The sequence below is a fragment of the Pseudarthrobacter sp. W1I19 genome, from assembly GCF_030817835.1.
Taxonomy (GTDB): domain Bacteria; phylum Actinomycetota; class Actinomycetes; order Actinomycetales; family Micrococcaceae; genus Arthrobacter.
This window is the reverse complement of record NZ_JAUSZR010000001.1, coordinates 2787795-2802992: the sequence shown is the minus strand read 5'-3', so window position 1 is coordinate 2802992 and position 15198 is coordinate 2787795. Positions and strand designations below refer to the sequence as shown.

15 protein-coding genes are annotated in these 15198 nt (G+C 65.7%); 13 read left to right on the top strand and 2 right to left on the bottom strand.

The window, feature by feature from the left end:
• Positions 1–140 precede the first annotated feature (140 nt).
• From recA to dapF, 5 genes are all read left to right on the top strand, one after another.
• Entirely contained in the window at positions 141–1196 is a 1056-nt protein-coding gene (recA, locus tag QF038_RS13150; protein WP_091418086.1) for a recombinase RecA, read from the top strand.
• A gap of 105 nt (positions 1197–1301) precedes the next feature.
• Positions 1302–1811, top strand: a complete 510-nt coding sequence (locus QF038_RS13145; protein ID WP_307613474.1) for a regulatory protein RecX — start codon at positions 1302–1304, stop codon at positions 1809–1811.
• A gap of 24 nt (positions 1812–1835) precedes the next feature.
• Positions 1836–3413 carry a tRNA (N6-isopentenyl adenosine(37)-C2)-methylthiotransferase MiaB gene (gene miaB / locus QF038_RS13140; protein ID WP_307610534.1) on the top strand — a complete coding sequence of 526 codons (1578 nt, stop codon included), beginning with the start codon at positions 1836–1838 and terminating at the stop codon, positions 3411–3413.
• Between the two features lie 2 nt (positions 3414–3415).
• A complete protein-coding gene (gene miaA, locus QF038_RS13135) occupies positions 3416–4312 on the top strand; it encodes a tRNA (adenosine(37)-N6)-dimethylallyltransferase MiaA (protein ID WP_307610533.1) in 897 nt (298 codons plus the stop codon).
• 122 nt (positions 4313–4434) lie between these two features.
• Positions 4435–5379: a diaminopimelate epimerase gene (gene dapF / locus QF038_RS13130; RefSeq protein ID WP_307610532.1), complete on the top strand. Its 945-nt coding sequence runs from the start codon at positions 4435–4437 to the stop codon at positions 5377–5379.
• On the opposite strand, the gene QF038_RS13125 is transcribed toward dapF, so the two are convergent.
• Positions 5351–5974, bottom strand: a complete 624-nt coding sequence (locus tag QF038_RS13125; RefSeq protein WP_307610531.1) for a class I SAM-dependent methyltransferase — start codon at positions 5972–5974, stop codon at positions 5351–5353. The genes dapF and QF038_RS13125 overlap by 29 nt on opposite strands.
• A gap of 427 nt (positions 5975–6401) precedes the next feature.
• On the opposite strand from QF038_RS13125, the gene hflX reads away from it, so the two are divergent.
• Both hflX and QF038_RS13115 read left to right on the top strand, forming a co-directional pair.
• Entirely contained in the window at positions 6402–7982 is a 1581-nt protein-coding gene (gene hflX / locus QF038_RS13120) for a GTPase HflX (RefSeq protein WP_307610530.1), read from the top strand.
• Positions 7975–10032: an ATP-dependent DNA helicase gene (locus QF038_RS13115; RefSeq protein WP_307610529.1), complete on the top strand. Its 2058-nt coding sequence runs from the start codon at positions 7975–7977 to the stop codon at positions 10030–10032. The genes hflX and QF038_RS13115 overlap by 8 nt, the downstream gene beginning before the upstream one ends.
• A gap of 63 nt (positions 10033–10095) precedes the next feature.
• Here QF038_RS13115 and lexA read toward each other — a convergent pair whose 3' ends face one another.
• A complete protein-coding gene (lexA, locus tag QF038_RS13110) occupies positions 10096–10830 on the bottom strand; it encodes a transcriptional repressor LexA (protein WP_091418067.1) in 735 nt (244 codons plus the stop codon).
• Positions 10831–11198: 368 nt separating this feature from the next.
• Here lexA and QF038_RS13105 point away from each other — a divergent pair, with 368 nt between their 5' ends.
• The 6 genes from QF038_RS13105 (at position 11199) to priA (ending at position 15177) form a co-directional block, all read left to right on the top strand.
• Positions 11199–11567, top strand: coding sequence for a LysM peptidoglycan-binding domain-containing protein (locus tag QF038_RS13105; protein WP_307610528.1), 369 nt, complete (start codon positions 11199–11201; stop codon positions 11565–11567).
• Positions 11568–11636: 69 nt separating this feature from the next.
• Positions 11637–12755, top strand: a complete 1119-nt coding sequence (locus QF038_RS13100) for a histidinol-phosphate transaminase (protein WP_307610527.1) — start codon at positions 11637–11639, stop codon at positions 12753–12755.
• Positions 12756–12815: 60 nt separating this feature from the next.
• Entirely contained in the window at positions 12816–13436 is a 621-nt protein-coding gene (hisB, locus tag QF038_RS13095; RefSeq protein ID WP_050055651.1) for an imidazoleglycerol-phosphate dehydratase HisB, read from the top strand.
• A complete protein-coding gene (gene hisH, locus QF038_RS13090) occupies positions 13433–14230 on the top strand; it encodes an imidazole glycerol phosphate synthase subunit HisH (protein ID WP_307610526.1) in 798 nt (265 codons plus the stop codon). The genes hisB and hisH overlap by 4 nt, the downstream gene beginning before the upstream one ends.
• Positions 14231–14247: 17 nt before the next feature.
• The gene (locus QF038_RS13085) at positions 14248–14388 is read left to right on the top strand and encodes a hypothetical protein (RefSeq protein ID WP_167344677.1); all 141 of its coding nucleotides are present in this window, start codon (positions 14248–14250) and stop codon (positions 14386–14388) included.
• A gap of 42 nt (positions 14389–14430) precedes the next feature.
• Positions 14431–15177 carry a bifunctional 1-(5-phosphoribosyl)-5-((5-phosphoribosylamino)methylideneamino)imidazole-4-carboxamide isomerase/phosphoribosylanthranilate isomerase PriA gene (gene priA / locus QF038_RS13080; RefSeq protein ID WP_142062651.1) on the top strand — a complete coding sequence of 249 codons (747 nt, stop codon included), beginning with the start codon at positions 14431–14433 and terminating at the stop codon, positions 15175–15177.
• Positions 15178–15198: the final 21 nt, after the last annotated feature.

Below are 15198 nucleotides of genomic sequence, written 5' to 3'. Positions count from 1 at the left end.
AGCTATGCTTTTCCTAGCGGGTTATCCACATAGCCGCCGTCCTCAGGCCGGAATGTCAGTGGGTCCCATTAGCGTCAGAGATGACCAATAAACGGCCGCTGAGGCCACTCCAAAGCGAGAAAGCATTAGAGGTGTGAACCATGGCGGCAGCCCCGGATCGTGCAAAAGCGCTCGAAGCAGCGCTGGCCCAGATCGACAAGCAGTTCGGCAAAGGCTCAGTCATGCGGCTCGGCGACGAAGTCCGGGCCCCCATCGAGGTCATCCCCACCGGTTCCATTGCCCTGGACGTGGCACTGGGAATTGGGGGCCTTCCCCGCGGCCGCGTGGTGGAGATCTACGGTCCGGAATCCTCCGGTAAAACCACCGTGGCACTGCACGCCGTGGCCAACGCCCAGCGCCTGGGCGGCATTGCCGCCTTCATCGACGCCGAGCACGCCCTGGACCCGGAGTACGCCGCCAAGCTGGGCGTGGACACGGACGCTCTCCTGGTCTCCCAGCCGGACACCGGTGAGCAGGCCCTGGAAATCATGGACATGCTGGTCGGTTCAGGCTCCCTGGATGTCATCGTCATCGACTCCGTTGCCGCCCTGGTGCCCCGCGCGGAAATCGAGGGCGACATGGGCGACAGCCACGTGGGCCTCCAGGCCCGACTGATGAGCCAGGCCCTGCGTAAGATCACCGGCCGCCTGAGCCAGACCAAAACCACGGCGATCTTCATCAACCAGCTCCGTGAGAAGATCGGCGTCTTCTTCGGTTCCCCCGAAACCACCACCGGTGGTAAGGCCCTGAAGTTCTACGCATCCATCCGTATCGACGTCCGCCGCATCCAGACCCTCAAGGAAGGCGCGGATTCGGTCGGTAACCGTACCAAGGCCAAGATCGTCAAAAACAAGATGGCCCCGCCCTTCAAGGTGGCCGAGTTCGACATCATCTATGGCCAGGGCATCTCCCGCGAGGGCGGCATCATCGATATGGGTGTTGAGCACGGAATCATCAAGAAGTCCGGCTCCTGGTTCACCTACGATGGAGACCAGCTGGGCCAGGGTATGGAAAACTCGCGCCGGTTCCTCCGCGACAATCCGGAGTTGGCCGCTGAGCTGGAGCGCCTGATCAAGGAAAAGCTCGGCGTTGGCGTGAAGCCGGCGGAGGCCGAGTCGAAGGACTCCCCGAAGCTGAAAGCCGTTGACGGGTTCTAACCGTTGAGCGGTACTGACAGTGCGCGTCCCCGCCGGTCCGGGACCGGTGGGCGGCGCGCCTCCTTTACTGATGCTTTCCAGGACGGGCCGGACGCCGGCTCTCCCGTGGCGGAGGACGCTGAGCCCGACCCCTTTTCCGTTGCCCGCAATATCGTTTACCGGCAGCTGACGGCCTCGGCGAAAAGCAGGCTTCAACTGGCCCGCAAGCTTGCCGAGCGGAACATCCCGGAGCACGTTGCCGAGGAAGTCCTGGATAAGTTTGAGGAAGCACGCCTCATCAACGACGCCGATTTCGCCGACATGTGGGTACGGAACCGGTCGCAAACCCGCAAACTCGCGAAGGGTGCGCTCCGGCGGGAGCTAGCGGAAAAGGGCGTGGACCAGGAAACCGCAGCGGCGGCCCTGGAGCAGATCTCGGACGCCGATGAAGAGGCCGCCGCGAGGAGCCTGGTGGAGCGGAAGCTCCGGCCTGGCACCGATTTGGCGGATCGGGCGGAGCGGGACAAAATCACGCGCCGGCTGGCGTCCATGCTGGCGCGAAAGGGTTACCAGCCATCGCAGGCCTTCCGGATTGTCTCCGAGGTTCTTGACCAACAGGCGCCTTCTGACGCCTGAGCTTTCACCCGTTACCCTTAACAGGTGAGTTTGACCATTCCTTCCCCCCTTTCCGGCACCAACGCCTCTTCGGATCCCAGTGCTGCGGCGCACCCAGACGCCGCTTGGGAAACCGGCGGCCAGAAGCCACGCACCTACGAGGTTCGTACCTTCGGCTGCCAAATGAACGTGCACGATTCCGAGCGTATGGCGGGAATGCTTGAAAACGCAGGCTACGTGCCCGTGGACGGCGGGCAGGCCGACGTCGTGGTCTTCAACACGTGCGCGGTGCGGGAAAACGCCGACAACAAGCTCTACGGCAACCTCGGCATCCTCGCCCCCGTGAAGGCCGCCAACCCGGGAATGCAGATCGCGGTGGGCGGCTGCCTGGCGCAGAAGGACCGCGAAACCATCCTGAAGAAGGCGCCCTGGGTGGACGCCGTGTTTGGCACCCACAACGTCGGTGCCCTGCCCGCCCTGCTGGAACGGGCCCGGCACAACCACGAAGCCCAGCTGGAAATCCTGGAGTCCCTGGACGTTTTCCCGTCCACACTTCCCACCAAGCGCGACTCCGTGTACTCGGGCTGGGTCTCCATTTCGGTGGGCTGCAACAACACCTGCACGTTCTGCATCGTTCCGGCCCTGCGCGGCAAGGAGAAGGACCGCCGCCCCGGCGACATCCTCGCGGAGATCCAGGCCCTGGTTGACGACGGCGCCATCGAAGTCACCCTCCTGGGCCAGAACGTGAATTCCTACGGCGTGGAGTTCGGCGACCGGCAGGCCTTCTCCAAACTCCTGCGTGCCTGCGGCGACATTGAGGGACTCGAACGGGTGCGTTTCACCAGCCCCCATCCGGCCGCCTTCACGGATGACGTCATCGACGCCATGGCCGAAACACCGAACGTCATGCCGCAGCTGCACATGCCCCTGCAGTCGGGCTCCGACAAAGTCCTTCGCGACATGAAGCGTTCCTACCGGTCCACGAAGTTCCTTGGCATCCTGGACAAGGTCCGGGAGAAGATCCCCCACGCCGCCATCTCCACGGACATCATCGTCGGATTCCCGGGTGAAACCGAAGAAGACTTCCAGGCCACCCTGGACGTTGTGGAAAAGTCCCGTTTCGCCACAGCTTTCACCTTCCAGTACTCCAAGCGCCCGGGGACCCCTGCTGCTGACTTGCCGGACCAGCTGCCCAAAGCAGTGGTGCAGGAGCGGTTCGAACGGCTCACTGCCCTGCAGGACCGCATCGCCGCCGAGGAGAACCGGAAGCAGCTCGGCCGCAGGGTGGAGGTCATGGTCACGGCACAGTCGGGCCGCAAGGCAGGGGAAACCCACCGCCTCTCCGGCCGGTCCCGGGACCAGCGCCTGGTGCACTTTTCCGTACCCGACGGCGCGCCGGCACCGCGTCCGGGCGACCTCGTCACGGTCACCATCACGGAGGCTGCCGCCTTCCACCTCGTGGCCGACCCAACGCTTGAGGACTACAGCCTTCGCCGGTCCCGCGCCGGCGACGCCTGGGACCGGTCGCAGGCCGATTCCTGCGGCGTTCCCGCCCCGGGTACCGGTAATGGCCGGACCGGTGTTTCGCTCGGCATGCCCTCGCTGCCTGTGCGCACCCGCTGACGGTGGGCGCCCGGCCTGTTATCGCCGTCGTCGGTCCCACCGGCTCAGGCAAGTCAGACCTTGCCGTCAACCTGGCGCTCGAACTCGATGGCGAAGTCATCAACGCCGATGCCATGCAGTTCTACCGCGGCATGGACATCGGCACAGCGAAAATCAGCCTGGCCGAACGCAGGGGAGTACCGCACCATCTCCTGGACATCCTGGATGTGACCCAGGAGGCCAGCGTCTCCCAGTTCCAGGAACAGGCGCGGGCAGCCATCAGGGATATCCACTCACGGGGAAAACGCGCCATTCTTGCCGGCGGTTCCGGCCTGTACGTACGGGCCGCGCTGGACGTCCTGGAATTTCCTGGAACTGACCCCGCGGTGCGGGAGCAGCTTGAGAATGATTTGGCAGCCCATGGTGTGGAGGCGCTGCTCGCCCGGCTCCAGGCCGTGGATCCTGTGTCCGCCGGCCGGCTCTCCGACAACAGGCGCATCATCCGCGCGCTGGAGGTCCACCAGCTCTCAGGCCGTCCGTTCAGTTCCTTTATGCCCCAGCGGGAGTACTTCCAGCCTGCCGTGCAGATCGGGCTCAGCGTTGACCGGGACCAGTTGCGCGAACGGCTGGCCCTTCGCGTGCACCGGATGGTGGACAACGGGCTGCTCGCCGAGGTGGAGCGGCTGGAGGCCCAAGGCCTGAGGCGGGGTAAAACAGCACCCCGTGCCCTGGGCTATGCGCAGTTCCTGCAGGTGCTCGACGGCGCAGCAACAGTCCCCGAGGCGGCCGAAGAAACCATTGTGGCCACCCGGCAGTTCGCCCGGCGCCAGCTCACCTGGTTCCGCGCCGATCCGCGCATCAACTGGCTGGACTGGCAGGATCCCGCGTTGACCTCCCGCGCGGCCGCGCTCTGCAGCTAACGGGCTCTGCTCAACAAGAGTTTTCGTCCACGTATGCAGGGTTCCAGCCGCCGGAAGCCAGCGTATCTGGACAAAAACTCGCGGTTTCGGGCCTGCCCTTCCCGGCCGGTACCCTTGACACCATGGATGCAACCCTTGCCGAGTCAGCCGAGCACGCCTTCCACACGCTGGGCGGACTCCGTTTTTCCAAGGGGCACGGCACCGGCAACGATTTTGTCCTCGTGGCCGACCCGGAGGGCGAACACACCATAGCGGCTGAGCAGGTGGCAGCCCTGTGTGACCGGCACCGCGGCATCGGCGGCGACGGCCTGATCCGGGCCGTCCCGTCCCGCTTCCTTCCGGAGGGCCGGGAACTTCTGGCCGCCGCCCCTGACGCCGAATGGTTTATGGACTACCGCAACGGGGACGGATCCCTGTCGGAAATGTGCGGCAATGGCGTCCGCGTTTTTGTGCACTTCCTGCGCACGGAGGGCCTGGTTGATCTGCCCGACGGCGGTGCACTCACCATCGGCACCCGCGCCGGCGCCAAAACAGTAGTGCGGACAGGCGGGGATTACGCCGTCGACATGGGGCCATGGGAGTTTATCTTCCCCGGAGAGGCCACAGCCAAAGCCATGGATTCACTCGTAACCGCCGACGGGCTGGAAGTTCCGCGGCCCGCGCTGTCCGTGAGCATGGGCAACCCGCACACCGTAGTTGCACTGGCCGAACTCTCGGAACTGGCAGGGACCCGGCTGTACACCGCCCCTGTGGTGGACCCGGTGCCCGCCAACGGCACCAACGTGGAGTTCGTTGTTCCCTCCGAACCCCTGGTCCACGACGGCGTCGGCTCCATCACCATGCGCGTCCACGAACGCGGCGTGGGGGAGACCCAGTCCTGCGGTACGGGCGCGTGCGCCGCCGCTGTGGCCATCCGGCACTGGGCAGGAGCGGAAGCGCCGGACACATGGCGCGTGCATGTCCCCGGAGGAGTGGTGGGCGTGAAGTTCTTCGCCGGCCCCGGCGGCCATGAACACGTGGAGCTCAGCGGGCCCGCCGTTATTGTGGCATCAGGGATGCTTTCCTGACCTTCAGGATCCGGAACGACTTGGACGTCGACTCCCGGGTCACGGCAAAGGAATCATCGAGTTCCGCCGCGAGCCAGCGCTGCAGTGAGTCCGAGCCGAGGTTCTTTTGCACCACCAACCAAGCCGTGCCACCCGGAGCCAGCCGGGGCAGCCACAGCTTCAGCAGGGAGTGCAGTTCGTCCTTGCCGACCCGGATGGGCGGATTGGACCAGATAGTGTCGAAACGCACCTCGGGATCCACGGCATCGGGTGTGCCGGCCACAACGTTGGACAGCCCCAGTGCCGCCGCGTTCTCGTTGGTCAAGGCGATGCAGCGTTCATTCACATCCACCGCATAAACCTGCGCATGCGGCGCCCGGAGGGCCATGGTCAGCGCAATCGGACCCCAGCCGCAGCCGATGTCCAGCAGGTTGCCGGTGGGCGACGGAGCAGGGACCTCGGCGAGGAGCACTGCAGTTCCCTTGTCGATGCCGTCCGGGCTGAAGATGCCGCTTGAAGTCTGCAGCCTGCGTGTTTCCCCTGCCAGTTCCACCGTGAGCGGCTTGCGGGTAAACGGGCCGGCGGGGGATGAACTGAAATAGTGAGCGGACTCCATAACTGGCCAGAGTAGTTCCCCTTGCAGCGTAATGGGAAACTGCACATGGGGCGGCTCTGTTAGGGTAGAAGGCATGTTCCTGATCTTCGAGTAGCCGGCACGGGCCACGCCCGTCCCGAAGAAACTGTCCCACAGCGATGCAGGCATTTCCGCCTTCCGCACATGTGCACCGGACCACGCCCACGCGTTTGCTCCGGCCGCCGGACAATACTCGAAAGTCAGCCTCCTGCTGCCCCTTTCGCCGCTGCTCCGGCACCTCCCTCCATGCCGCCTCCGGAAGGCGGCCCCCCACGCGCCGGGCTGCTTGCCGCCCGGCGGGACAAACCAGGAGAACTCCATGACCGCAGGCCGTCAGCCCAGCGCGAATACTTCCCCAATCACCAGCAATCGGCACTATTCTGGAAATGCCGAACCTTCAAAGGAGACCATGACCAGCCAGCCCAACACCGGATCCGATCCAGCCGCCCAGGACATGAGCCCTGAGGAAATCCAGGCCGTGATCGACCGGATTCTCTCCAAGGACGTACCGGCCAAGACCGTCAGCACGCCAGGCGCAACGCCGCGCGGGGACGGCAAAGCGGTACTGGGCAAAGCCCAGGCAATTTCCCGCCTGGATGAAGAACATACAAGCTACGACGGCGACCAGCAGGATCTCGAGGAACGCCGCGCCCTGCGCCGCACGGCAGGCCTGTCCACCGAACTCGAAGACGTCACCGAAGTCGAATACCGGCAGCTGCGGCTGGAACGGGTAGTCCTTGCAGGCCTGTGGTCTGAGGGCACCCTCGCCGATGCGGAAAACTCGCTGCGCGAGCTCGCCGCCCTGGCCGAAACCGCCGGCTCCGAGGTCCTCGACGGCCTGGTGCAGCGCCGCGACAAGCCGGACCCGGGAACGTTCCTGGGCTCAGGAAAGGCGCTGGAACTGAAGGACATCGTGTTGTCCACCGGCGCCGATACCGTGGTGGTGGACGCCGAACTGGCGCCGTCCCAGCGGCGTGGCCTTGAGGACATCGTCAAGGTCAAGGTGATCGACCGGACGGCGCTGATCCTGGACATTTTCGCCCAGCACGCCAAGAGCCGGGAAGGCAAGGCCCAGGTGGAGCTGGCGCAGCTCGAGTACCTGCTGCCGCGCCTGCGCGGCTGGGGCGAGTCGATGTCCCGCCAGGCCGGTGGCCAGGTAGGTGGCGCCGCGGCCGGTATGGGTTCGCGTGGTCCTGGTGAAACCAAGATCGAACTGGACCGCCGGAGGATCCGCACTCGGATGGCCAAGCTGCGGCGGGAAATCGCCGCGATGAAGCCGGCCCGTGAGACCAAACGCGCCAACCGCCGTCGTAATGAGGTGCCCTCGGTGGCCATTGCCGGGTACACCAACGCCGGCAAGTCCTCGCTGCTGAACCGCCTGACGGACGCCGGGGTGCTGGTGGAGAACGCGTTGTTCGCCACCTTGGATCCCACGGTCCGGAAGGCCGAAACCGCTGACGGCCTCGGCTACACGCTGGCCGATACGGTCGGTTTTGTCCGGTCGCTGCCCACGCAGCTGGTGGAGGCCTTCCGCTCCACGCTGGAGGAAGTGGCGGACTCTGACCTGATCCTCCACGTGGTGGATGTTTCGCACCCGGACCCTGAGGGCCAGATTGCGGCAGTCCGCAAGGTCTTCAGCGAAGTGGACGCCCGCAAGGTGCCCGAAATCATCGTGCTGAACAAGGCTGACGCCGCGGATCCATTTGTGGTGGAACGGCTCAAGCAGCGCGAACCGCGGCACGTTGTGGTTTCGGCCCGCACGGGGGAAGGCATTCCCGAGTTGCTGCAGGCCATCAGCGAGGCCATCCCGCGGCCGTCCGTCAAGCTTGACCTGCTGATCCCGTACGACCGGGGAGACCTGGTCAGCAAGCTGCACGAATCGGACGCCGAGATCATCAGCGTCGACCACGATGAAGCCGGTACGCGGGCAGTAGTCAAAGTCCGGGAAGGCCTCGCGGCTGAACTGGAATCCTTCGTCACCCATGACTGAGGCGGTGGCTGACGAAGCCACAACCACGCCCGGCGAGCAGTTCGTGATTGAGCTGCTCGACCGGGCGGTTGCGGGCATGGGCGGGCAAAGCCGCAGCGGCCAGCACGAGATGGCCAGGCAGGTGGCCCGGGCCATCGAAACAGGCGACCATCTCCTCGTCCAGGCAGGCACTGGCACGGGAAAGTCGCTGGCATACCTGATACCCCTGATCGCGCATGCCCTGGAAAGCGACAAGCCGGCCCTGGTGTCCACTGCAACGCTTGCCCTGCAGACCCAGATCGTGGGCAGGGACCTGCCCCGGCTCCTGAAAACCATCACCCCCGCCCTGGACCGGCCCGTCAAGGTGGCACTGGTCAAGGGCAGGTCCAACTACGTGTGCCTGCACAAGCTCGAAGGCGGTTTCCCCTCCGAGGAGCCCGCCGAGGGCCAATTGTTCTCCCTGGGGGAGGACACCAGCGTCCCGCACTTTGCGGCGGCCGTAGGCGGTCCTTCCTCCCAGCTGGGCAAGGAAGTGGTCCGGCTGCGGGAGTGGGCGGAGAAGACCACCACCGGCGACCGGGATGAGCTCCTGCCCGGCGTCACGGACCGCGCCTGGCGGCAGGTCTCGGTCACGTCCATGGAATGCCTGGGAGCGCAGAAATGCCCCATGGCGGCGGAATGCTTCAGCGAACTGGCCCGCCAGAATGCCGCCGAAGCCGACGTTGTGGTCACCAACCATGCCATGCTCGCGGTCAGCGCCTTCGAAGGACTGGCCGTACTGCCTGAGTATGACGTGGTGGTAGTCGACGAGGCCCATGAACTCCAGGACAGGGTGACGGGCGCTGTCTCCGGGCAGCTTTCGGTGGCCATGGTCCACGCCGCCGCGGCGGGCGCCCGCAAGCACACGGCCATCACCGTGGACGCGCTCAATGCCGCCGCCGCGAACCTGGAGTTGGCCCTGACGGGCGTTGCCAACGGGCTGCTGCCGAACGGCCTGAACGATGAGCAGCTGGACTGCGTGGACCAGCTGCGTGAGGCCTGCCGGGCCGCACTGTCTGATTCCAAGGGGGACAGCAGTACAACGGCCGACGGCGGGCGGCAGCTTGCGCGCTCCCGGCTGATGCTCATCCTGGAACTTTGCGAACGCCTCCTGGCAGCTCGCGAGAACAGGGAAGTGGTGTGGTTCTCCCGCGCCAGCTCCTTTGACCCGCAACAGGGATATTCGCAGCCCGATGACACGGCTCCTGCGCTGATCAACATTGCTCCGTTGTCCGTAGCCGGGCGGCTGCGTGAAGGCCTGTTCGCGGGGCATACCGTGGTGCTGACCTCGGCAACCCTGGCCATCGGTTCGGCCTTTGAGCCCGCAGCGGGCGGCTTGGGCCTCGTAGGCGAGGGCGCACCCAGCTGGACCGGTGTTGATGTGGGGTCGCCCTTCGACTACCCCAAACAGGGCATCCTCTACGTCGCAGGCCACCTTCCCAAGCCCGGCCGCGGAGTCTCCCCGGAGGCACTGGTCGAACTCGAATCACTCATCCGTGCGTCCAACGGCGGTGCGCTCTGCCTGTTTTCGTCGCGGCGGGCAGCGGAGGAAGCAGCCGACGCGCTGCGGCCGAAGCTGGGGATGACCATCCTCTGCCAGGGCGACTCCACCATGACGGCGCTGGTGAAGCAGTTCGCGGACGAACCCGATACCTGCCTGTTCGGCACCATGTCGCTGTGGCAGGGCGTGGATGTTCCGGGCGGGTCCTGCCGGCTGGTGGTCATCGACCGGATTCCATTCCCGCGGCCGGACGACCCCCTGATGACTGCACGGTCCCGTGCTGTGGCGCAGGCGGGTGGCAACGGCTTTATGTCCGTCTCGGCCACCCACGCTGCGATCCGCCTGGCCCAGGGCGCCGGACGCCTGATCCGGTCCACCGGGGACAAGGGCGTGGTGGCAGTGCTGGATTCCAGGCTGGCCACCGAACGGTACGCCGGATTCCTTCGCGGGGCCCTGCCGCCCTTCTGGCCCACTACAGAACGGAAGACGGCGATCGCGGCCCTTGAACGGCTGGCAGGGGAGAACGCCTGACGGCAGCACCTTCACAATGCCGGCAGCGCCTTCGCGCTGCCGGCAAACGGCTGATGCCGCTGCCTAGAGCGAGCGGAGAACAGAGACGACCTTGCCCATGATGGTGGCGTGGTCGCCCAGGATGGGTTCGTACTGGGTGTTCTGCGGCAACAGCCACGTGTGGCCGTCACGCTGGCGGAAGGTCTTGACCGTGGCTTCGTCGTCCAGGAGCGCCGCGACGATATCACCGTTGGCGGCGTCTGCCTGGCGCCGCACCACCACCCAGTCGCCGTCGCAGATCGCGGCGTCCACCATGGAATCGCCGGCCACCTTCAACATAAACAGTTCCCCCTGGCCCACAAGCTGGCGGGGGAGCGCCAGGACATCCTCCACCACCTGGTCGGCAAGGATGGGACCGCCGGCGGCGATCCGGCCCACTAGGGGAACCATGGCGGTGTCCATGGCGGTGGGAAGCTGGGTCACTGTTGCGCTGGTGCCCGGCAAAAGGGCGGACGGCTCCGATGCAGGCTTGGGGGCACCCCCGTCCAGGGTCAGGGGCATCAGCACCTCCATGGCGCGGGGCCTTTTCGGGTCGCGGCGGAGGTAGCCGAGTTTTTCCAGCTGCGACAGCTGGTGGGTGACGCTGGAGAGGCTCGCCAGCCCCACGGTATCGCCGATTTCCCGCATGGACGGCGGATAGCCGTTGTCATTGACCGAGCGCTGAATGGTTTCGAGGATCTTCTTCTGCCGCGGCGTCAGGCCCTTGGCGGTCTTCTTCGGTTGGGAGGTTGCCCTGCCCCCGGCGGCTGCTGCTGCCATATTCGCCAATGCCTTTCATCTTGCCCCGGCATTTCGGCCCGGACCCGGAGTAGCCGCCGCAATTGTCAGACCCTGCTGATCAACTTCAGAGGTGGTTGTTCTTGTCTTCAAAGCTAGGCCAGCCACAGGGCATTTTCAAACATTTGTTCTAGCGAGTCTCGACATTATTCGTCGATAAGTGCTAAAACAGAGAAAGCAAAGTTCGAACATTTGTTCTACTCCGCTTGAAGCCACTCGAAGATCCGGATCAGTTCCGGGCGCATCGGGGGCCGCTGGGAAGGACATCGGGCAGCACAGTCAGGTCCAGGAGGGCTCAGTTCATGTCAGCTACATCTGCTTCACAGGGTTCACGTCCGCAGCTTCTTTCGGTGCATCAACTTCTGTCGCAGGGGGCCCGCCGGCAGTCGGACCGTCCCGCGCCCCAGCCGCCGCTGCGGCTCACCCGCCGGGGGAAGGTGGTTCTGATCGGCATCCCCCTGGTCCTGCTGGCGGCTCTGCTGCTCTCCCTGGCAGGCTTCTTCAACTCGCCGGCCAAGGCCTCGGATTCCGCCGCAGACCTTTCCATTACCCCCACGGTCACCGTCACCGTGCAGCCGGGCCAGTCGCTGTGGGCCATTGCCGGAACCGTTGACCCGGAGCGGGATGCGCGCGACGTCGTGGCGGACATCGTGCAGCTCAACAACCTGAGCGCCGGAGCGGTGCACCCCGGGCAGCAGCTGTACGTGCCCACGCGCTAGCTGCACGCTGAGCGCGAACAGGGCACCGTCACATTTTCCGGTCTCCTGCACGGGCACTAAACTGTTCAGGTGAATGACCAGCTAGAGCGCCTGAACCGGCTCCCCCTCCGCAGCAACCTTCGTGGGCTGACCCCCTACGGCGCGCCCCAGCTGGATGTCCCCATCCTCCTCAACGTCAATGAGAACACCCACGGGGTGCCCGCGGACGTCCGCGCAGCCATCAGTGCCGCCGTGACGGAAGCTGCCGCAGGCCTCAACCGCTACCCCGACCGGGAATTCACCGAGTTGCGCAAGGCCCTGGCGGAGTACCTGGGGCATGGACTTGATGAGTCGAACGTCTGGGCGGCCAACGGCTCCAACGAGGTACTCCAGCAGATCCTTCAGGCCTTCGGCGGACCCGGCCGCACCGCGCTGGGCTTCCCCCCCACGTACTCCATGTACCCGCTGCTGGCCAGCGGCACGGACACTGAATACATCGTGGGTGACCGGGCGGAGGGCTACGGCCTCAGCGCCGAATCGGCCGCCCTGCAGGTCAAGGAACTGCAGCCCAATATTGTTTTCCTCTGCTCTCCGAACAACCCCACCGGAACCGGCCTGGGGCTCGACGTGGTGGAGGCCGTGTACGAGGCCGGCGAAGCCAGCCAGACGATTGTCATCGTGGACGAGGCGTACCACGAGTTCGCGCATGACGGCACGCCGAGTGCCCTCACCCTCCTGCCCGGCCGTGAACGGCTGATTGTTTCGCGCACCATGAGCAAGGCATTTGCCCTTGCCGGGGCGCGCCTCGGTTACATGGCCGCAGCCCCCGAGGTCACCGATGCCCTGCGCCTGGTCCGGCTGCCGTACCACCTTTCCGCCATCACTCAGGCCACCGCGCTGGCAGCCCTTCAGCACCGCGAGGCCCTGATGGCCGACGTTGAGGACATCAAGGAACAGCGCGACCGGATCGTGGCAGAGCTGACGAGGATGGGCCTGAAGCCCGCCGCCTCGGACTCCAATTACGTGTTCTTTGGCGGGCTCGAGAACCCGCACCAGGTCTGGCAGGAGCTGCTCGACGCAGGTGTGCTGATCCGCGACGTCGGGATCCCGGGCCATCTTCGCGTCACTGCCGGCACTGAGGCTGAAACCACAGCCTTCCTCACGTCGCTGGAAAGCATCCTTGCCGGCCAGGCCACGCTTCCCGCCTAGACTGGAAGTATTGGCGCTGGACGCCCTGAACCACTCCTTCTTCCCAAAGGACACTTGACCATGAGTTCCACCGGATCCACTGCGGCCAGGACGGCGCGCATGGAGCGTGCCACCAGCGAGTCCTCTGTGCTCGTGGAGATCAACCTCGACGGTACCGGCGTCTCGGACATCGACACGTCAGTGCCGTTCTACGACCACATGCTCACCGCGCTGTGCAAGCACTCCCTCATCGACCTGACGGTGAAGGCGACCGGGGACACCCACATCGACGTCCACCACACTGTGGAGGATGTAGCCATCACCTTTGGTGAGGTTCTGCGCACGGCCCTGGGCAACAAGGCGGGAATCCGCCGCTTCGGTGAGGCCACCGTGCCCCTGGATGAGGCGCTGGCCCACGCCGTAGTTGACGTCTCCGGCCGCCCGTACCTGGTGCACGGCGGGGAACCTGCCGGCCAGGAGTACCACCTGATTGGCGGCCACTTCACCGGCTCGCTGACCCGCCACGTCTTTGAAGCGATAACGCTGCACGCCGGGATCTGCCTGCACATGAACGTGATCGCGGGCAGGGATCCGCACCACATCGTCGAAGCCCAGTTCAAGGCATTCGCACGTGCCCTTCGCGCTGCCGTTGAGTCCGATCCCCGCGTCGAAGGCATTCCCTCCACCAAGGGTGCGCTGTGAGCGGCCAGGTCCTGCGCGACGGCGCAATTATCGATCCGTCAGCCTCACAGAAGCTGCCGTCGCCGGAGGGGAAACCCACCGTCACTGTTCTCGACTACGGTTCGGGAAACGTTCGCTCTGCAGTCCGTGCCCTGGAGCGCGCGGGCGCGGAGGTAATCCTCAGCTCCAAGCCCGAGGATGTCCTGAACGCTGACGGCCTGGTGGTTCCCGGCGTCGGCGCTTTTGAAACCGTCATGCGTGAGCTCAAGGCCGTGGACGGCATTCGCCTCATCGGCCGCCGCGTCGCCGGCGGCCGCCCGGTCCTGGGTATCTGCGTAGGCCTTCAGGTGCTGTTCGAAGCCGGTGTGGAACACGGCACCGAGGCCGAAGGCATCGGTGAATGGCCCGGCAAGGTGGAGCTCCTTCCCGCAGATGTTGTTCCGCACATGGGCTGGAACACCGTCAAGGTGCCGGAGGGCTCAAAGCTCTTTGCCGGCGTCGAAAACGAGCGGTTCTACTTCGTGCACTCCTATGGGGTGCAGGAATGGAACTTCGATGTCATCCAGCCCCGGATGGCCCCGCCCCTGGTCACCTGGTCCGAGCATGGCGCCCCGTTCATCGCCGCCGTCGAGAATGGCCCGCTCTGCGCCACCCAGTTCCACCCGGAAAAGTCCGGCGACGCCGGCGCGCAGCTCCTGCGCAACTGGGTGGACGCCCTGCGCCGCCCGGCTGAGGCAGGCAATGCAGGCGCAAGCTCCCCCATGGCAGGCAACCCGGCGCCAGATGCCGAAACTCCTGCCGGCGGCGACGCCTAGTGTGGTCGGTCCTGCTGATGGGACTCGCCGGCCTGCTCATCGGCGGCGGCATCTCGTTTCGGCAGCAGCACAAACCGCTCTGGACCCAGGTTTCCTTCTACGTCCTGGCGGGCATGGCACTGCTGGCCGCCTATCTGCTGACGCTGCCGGCCAACTAGCCATACCTTGCCCCGTTTCCCCCCAACTTTCGAGGATTTTTGATGAACACCGCTACAGACCTGCCGGTCCTTGAACTGCTGCCCGCCGTCGACGTCGTCAACGGCCAGGCCGTCCGGCTCGTCCAGGGCGAAGCGGGCAGCGAAACAAGCTACGGAACCCCGCTGGAAGCGGCACTGAACTGGCAGCAGCAGGGTGCCGAGTGGGTCCATCTGGTGGACCTGGATGCCGCCTTTGGCCGCGGCTCCAACGCGGAGCTGCTGCGCGAAGTGGTGGGCAGGCTGGACATCAAGGTGGAACTCTCCGGCGGCCTCCGCGACGACGCAACACTCGAAGCCGCCCTGGACCTGGGCGTTGCGCGCGTCAACCTCGGTACGGCAGCGCTGGAAAATCCCGAATGGACCCAGCGGGCCATCGAACGCTTCGGTGACAAGATCGCCGTCGGCCTCGATGTCCGCGGAACCACCTTGGCCGGCCGCGGCTGGACCAAGGAAGGCGGGGACCTCTGGGACGTGCTCGGCCGGCTCGAAGAGGCGGGGTGCTCGCGCTACGTGGTCACCGACGTGACCAAGGACGGGACCCTGCAGGGACCTAACGTGGAACTGCTCCGCCAAATGGTCGAAAAGACCGGCAAGCCCGTGGTGGCCTCCGGCGGTATTTCCAGCCTCGACGATCTTAAGGTCCTGCGTTCCCTGGTGCCGCTGGGGGTTGAAGGAGCCATCGTGGGCAAGGCCTTGTACGCCGGCGCCTTCACCCTGCCCGAGGCCCTCGACGTCGCCGGCCGCCGCTAGCCAGCCGCGCCAGGCCCCAGG

Coding starts and splice junctions, on each gene's coding strand:
- QF038_RS13085 (WP_167344677.1), top strand. CDS start 14,248: ATGGGACTCGCCGGCCTGCTCATCGGCGGCGGCATCTCGTTTCGGCAG.
- hflX (WP_307610530.1), top strand. CDS start 6,402: ATGACCAGCCAGCCCAACACCGGATCCGATCCAGCCGCCCAGGACATG.
- QF038_RS13115 (WP_307610529.1), top strand. CDS start 7,975: ATGACTGAGGCGGTGGCTGACGAAGCCACAACCACGCCCGGCGAGCAG.
- priA (WP_142062651.1), top strand. CDS start 14,431: ATGAACACCGCTACAGACCTGCCGGTCCTTGAACTGCTGCCCGCCGTC.
- lexA (WP_091418067.1), bottom strand. CDS start 10,830: ATGGCAGCAGCAGCCGCCGGGGGCAGGGCAACCTCCCAACCGAAGAAG.
- dapF (WP_307610532.1), top strand. CDS start 4,435: ATGGATGCAACCCTTGCCGAGTCAGCCGAGCACGCCTTCCACACGCTG.
- hisB (WP_050055651.1), top strand. CDS start 12,816: ATGAGTTCCACCGGATCCACTGCGGCCAGGACGGCGCGCATGGAGCGT.
- QF038_RS13125 (WP_307610531.1), bottom strand. CDS start 5,974: ATGGAGTCCGCTCACTATTTCAGTTCATCCCCCGCCGGCCCGTTTACC.
- recA (WP_091418086.1), top strand. CDS start 141: ATGGCGGCAGCCCCGGATCGTGCAAAAGCGCTCGAAGCAGCGCTGGCC.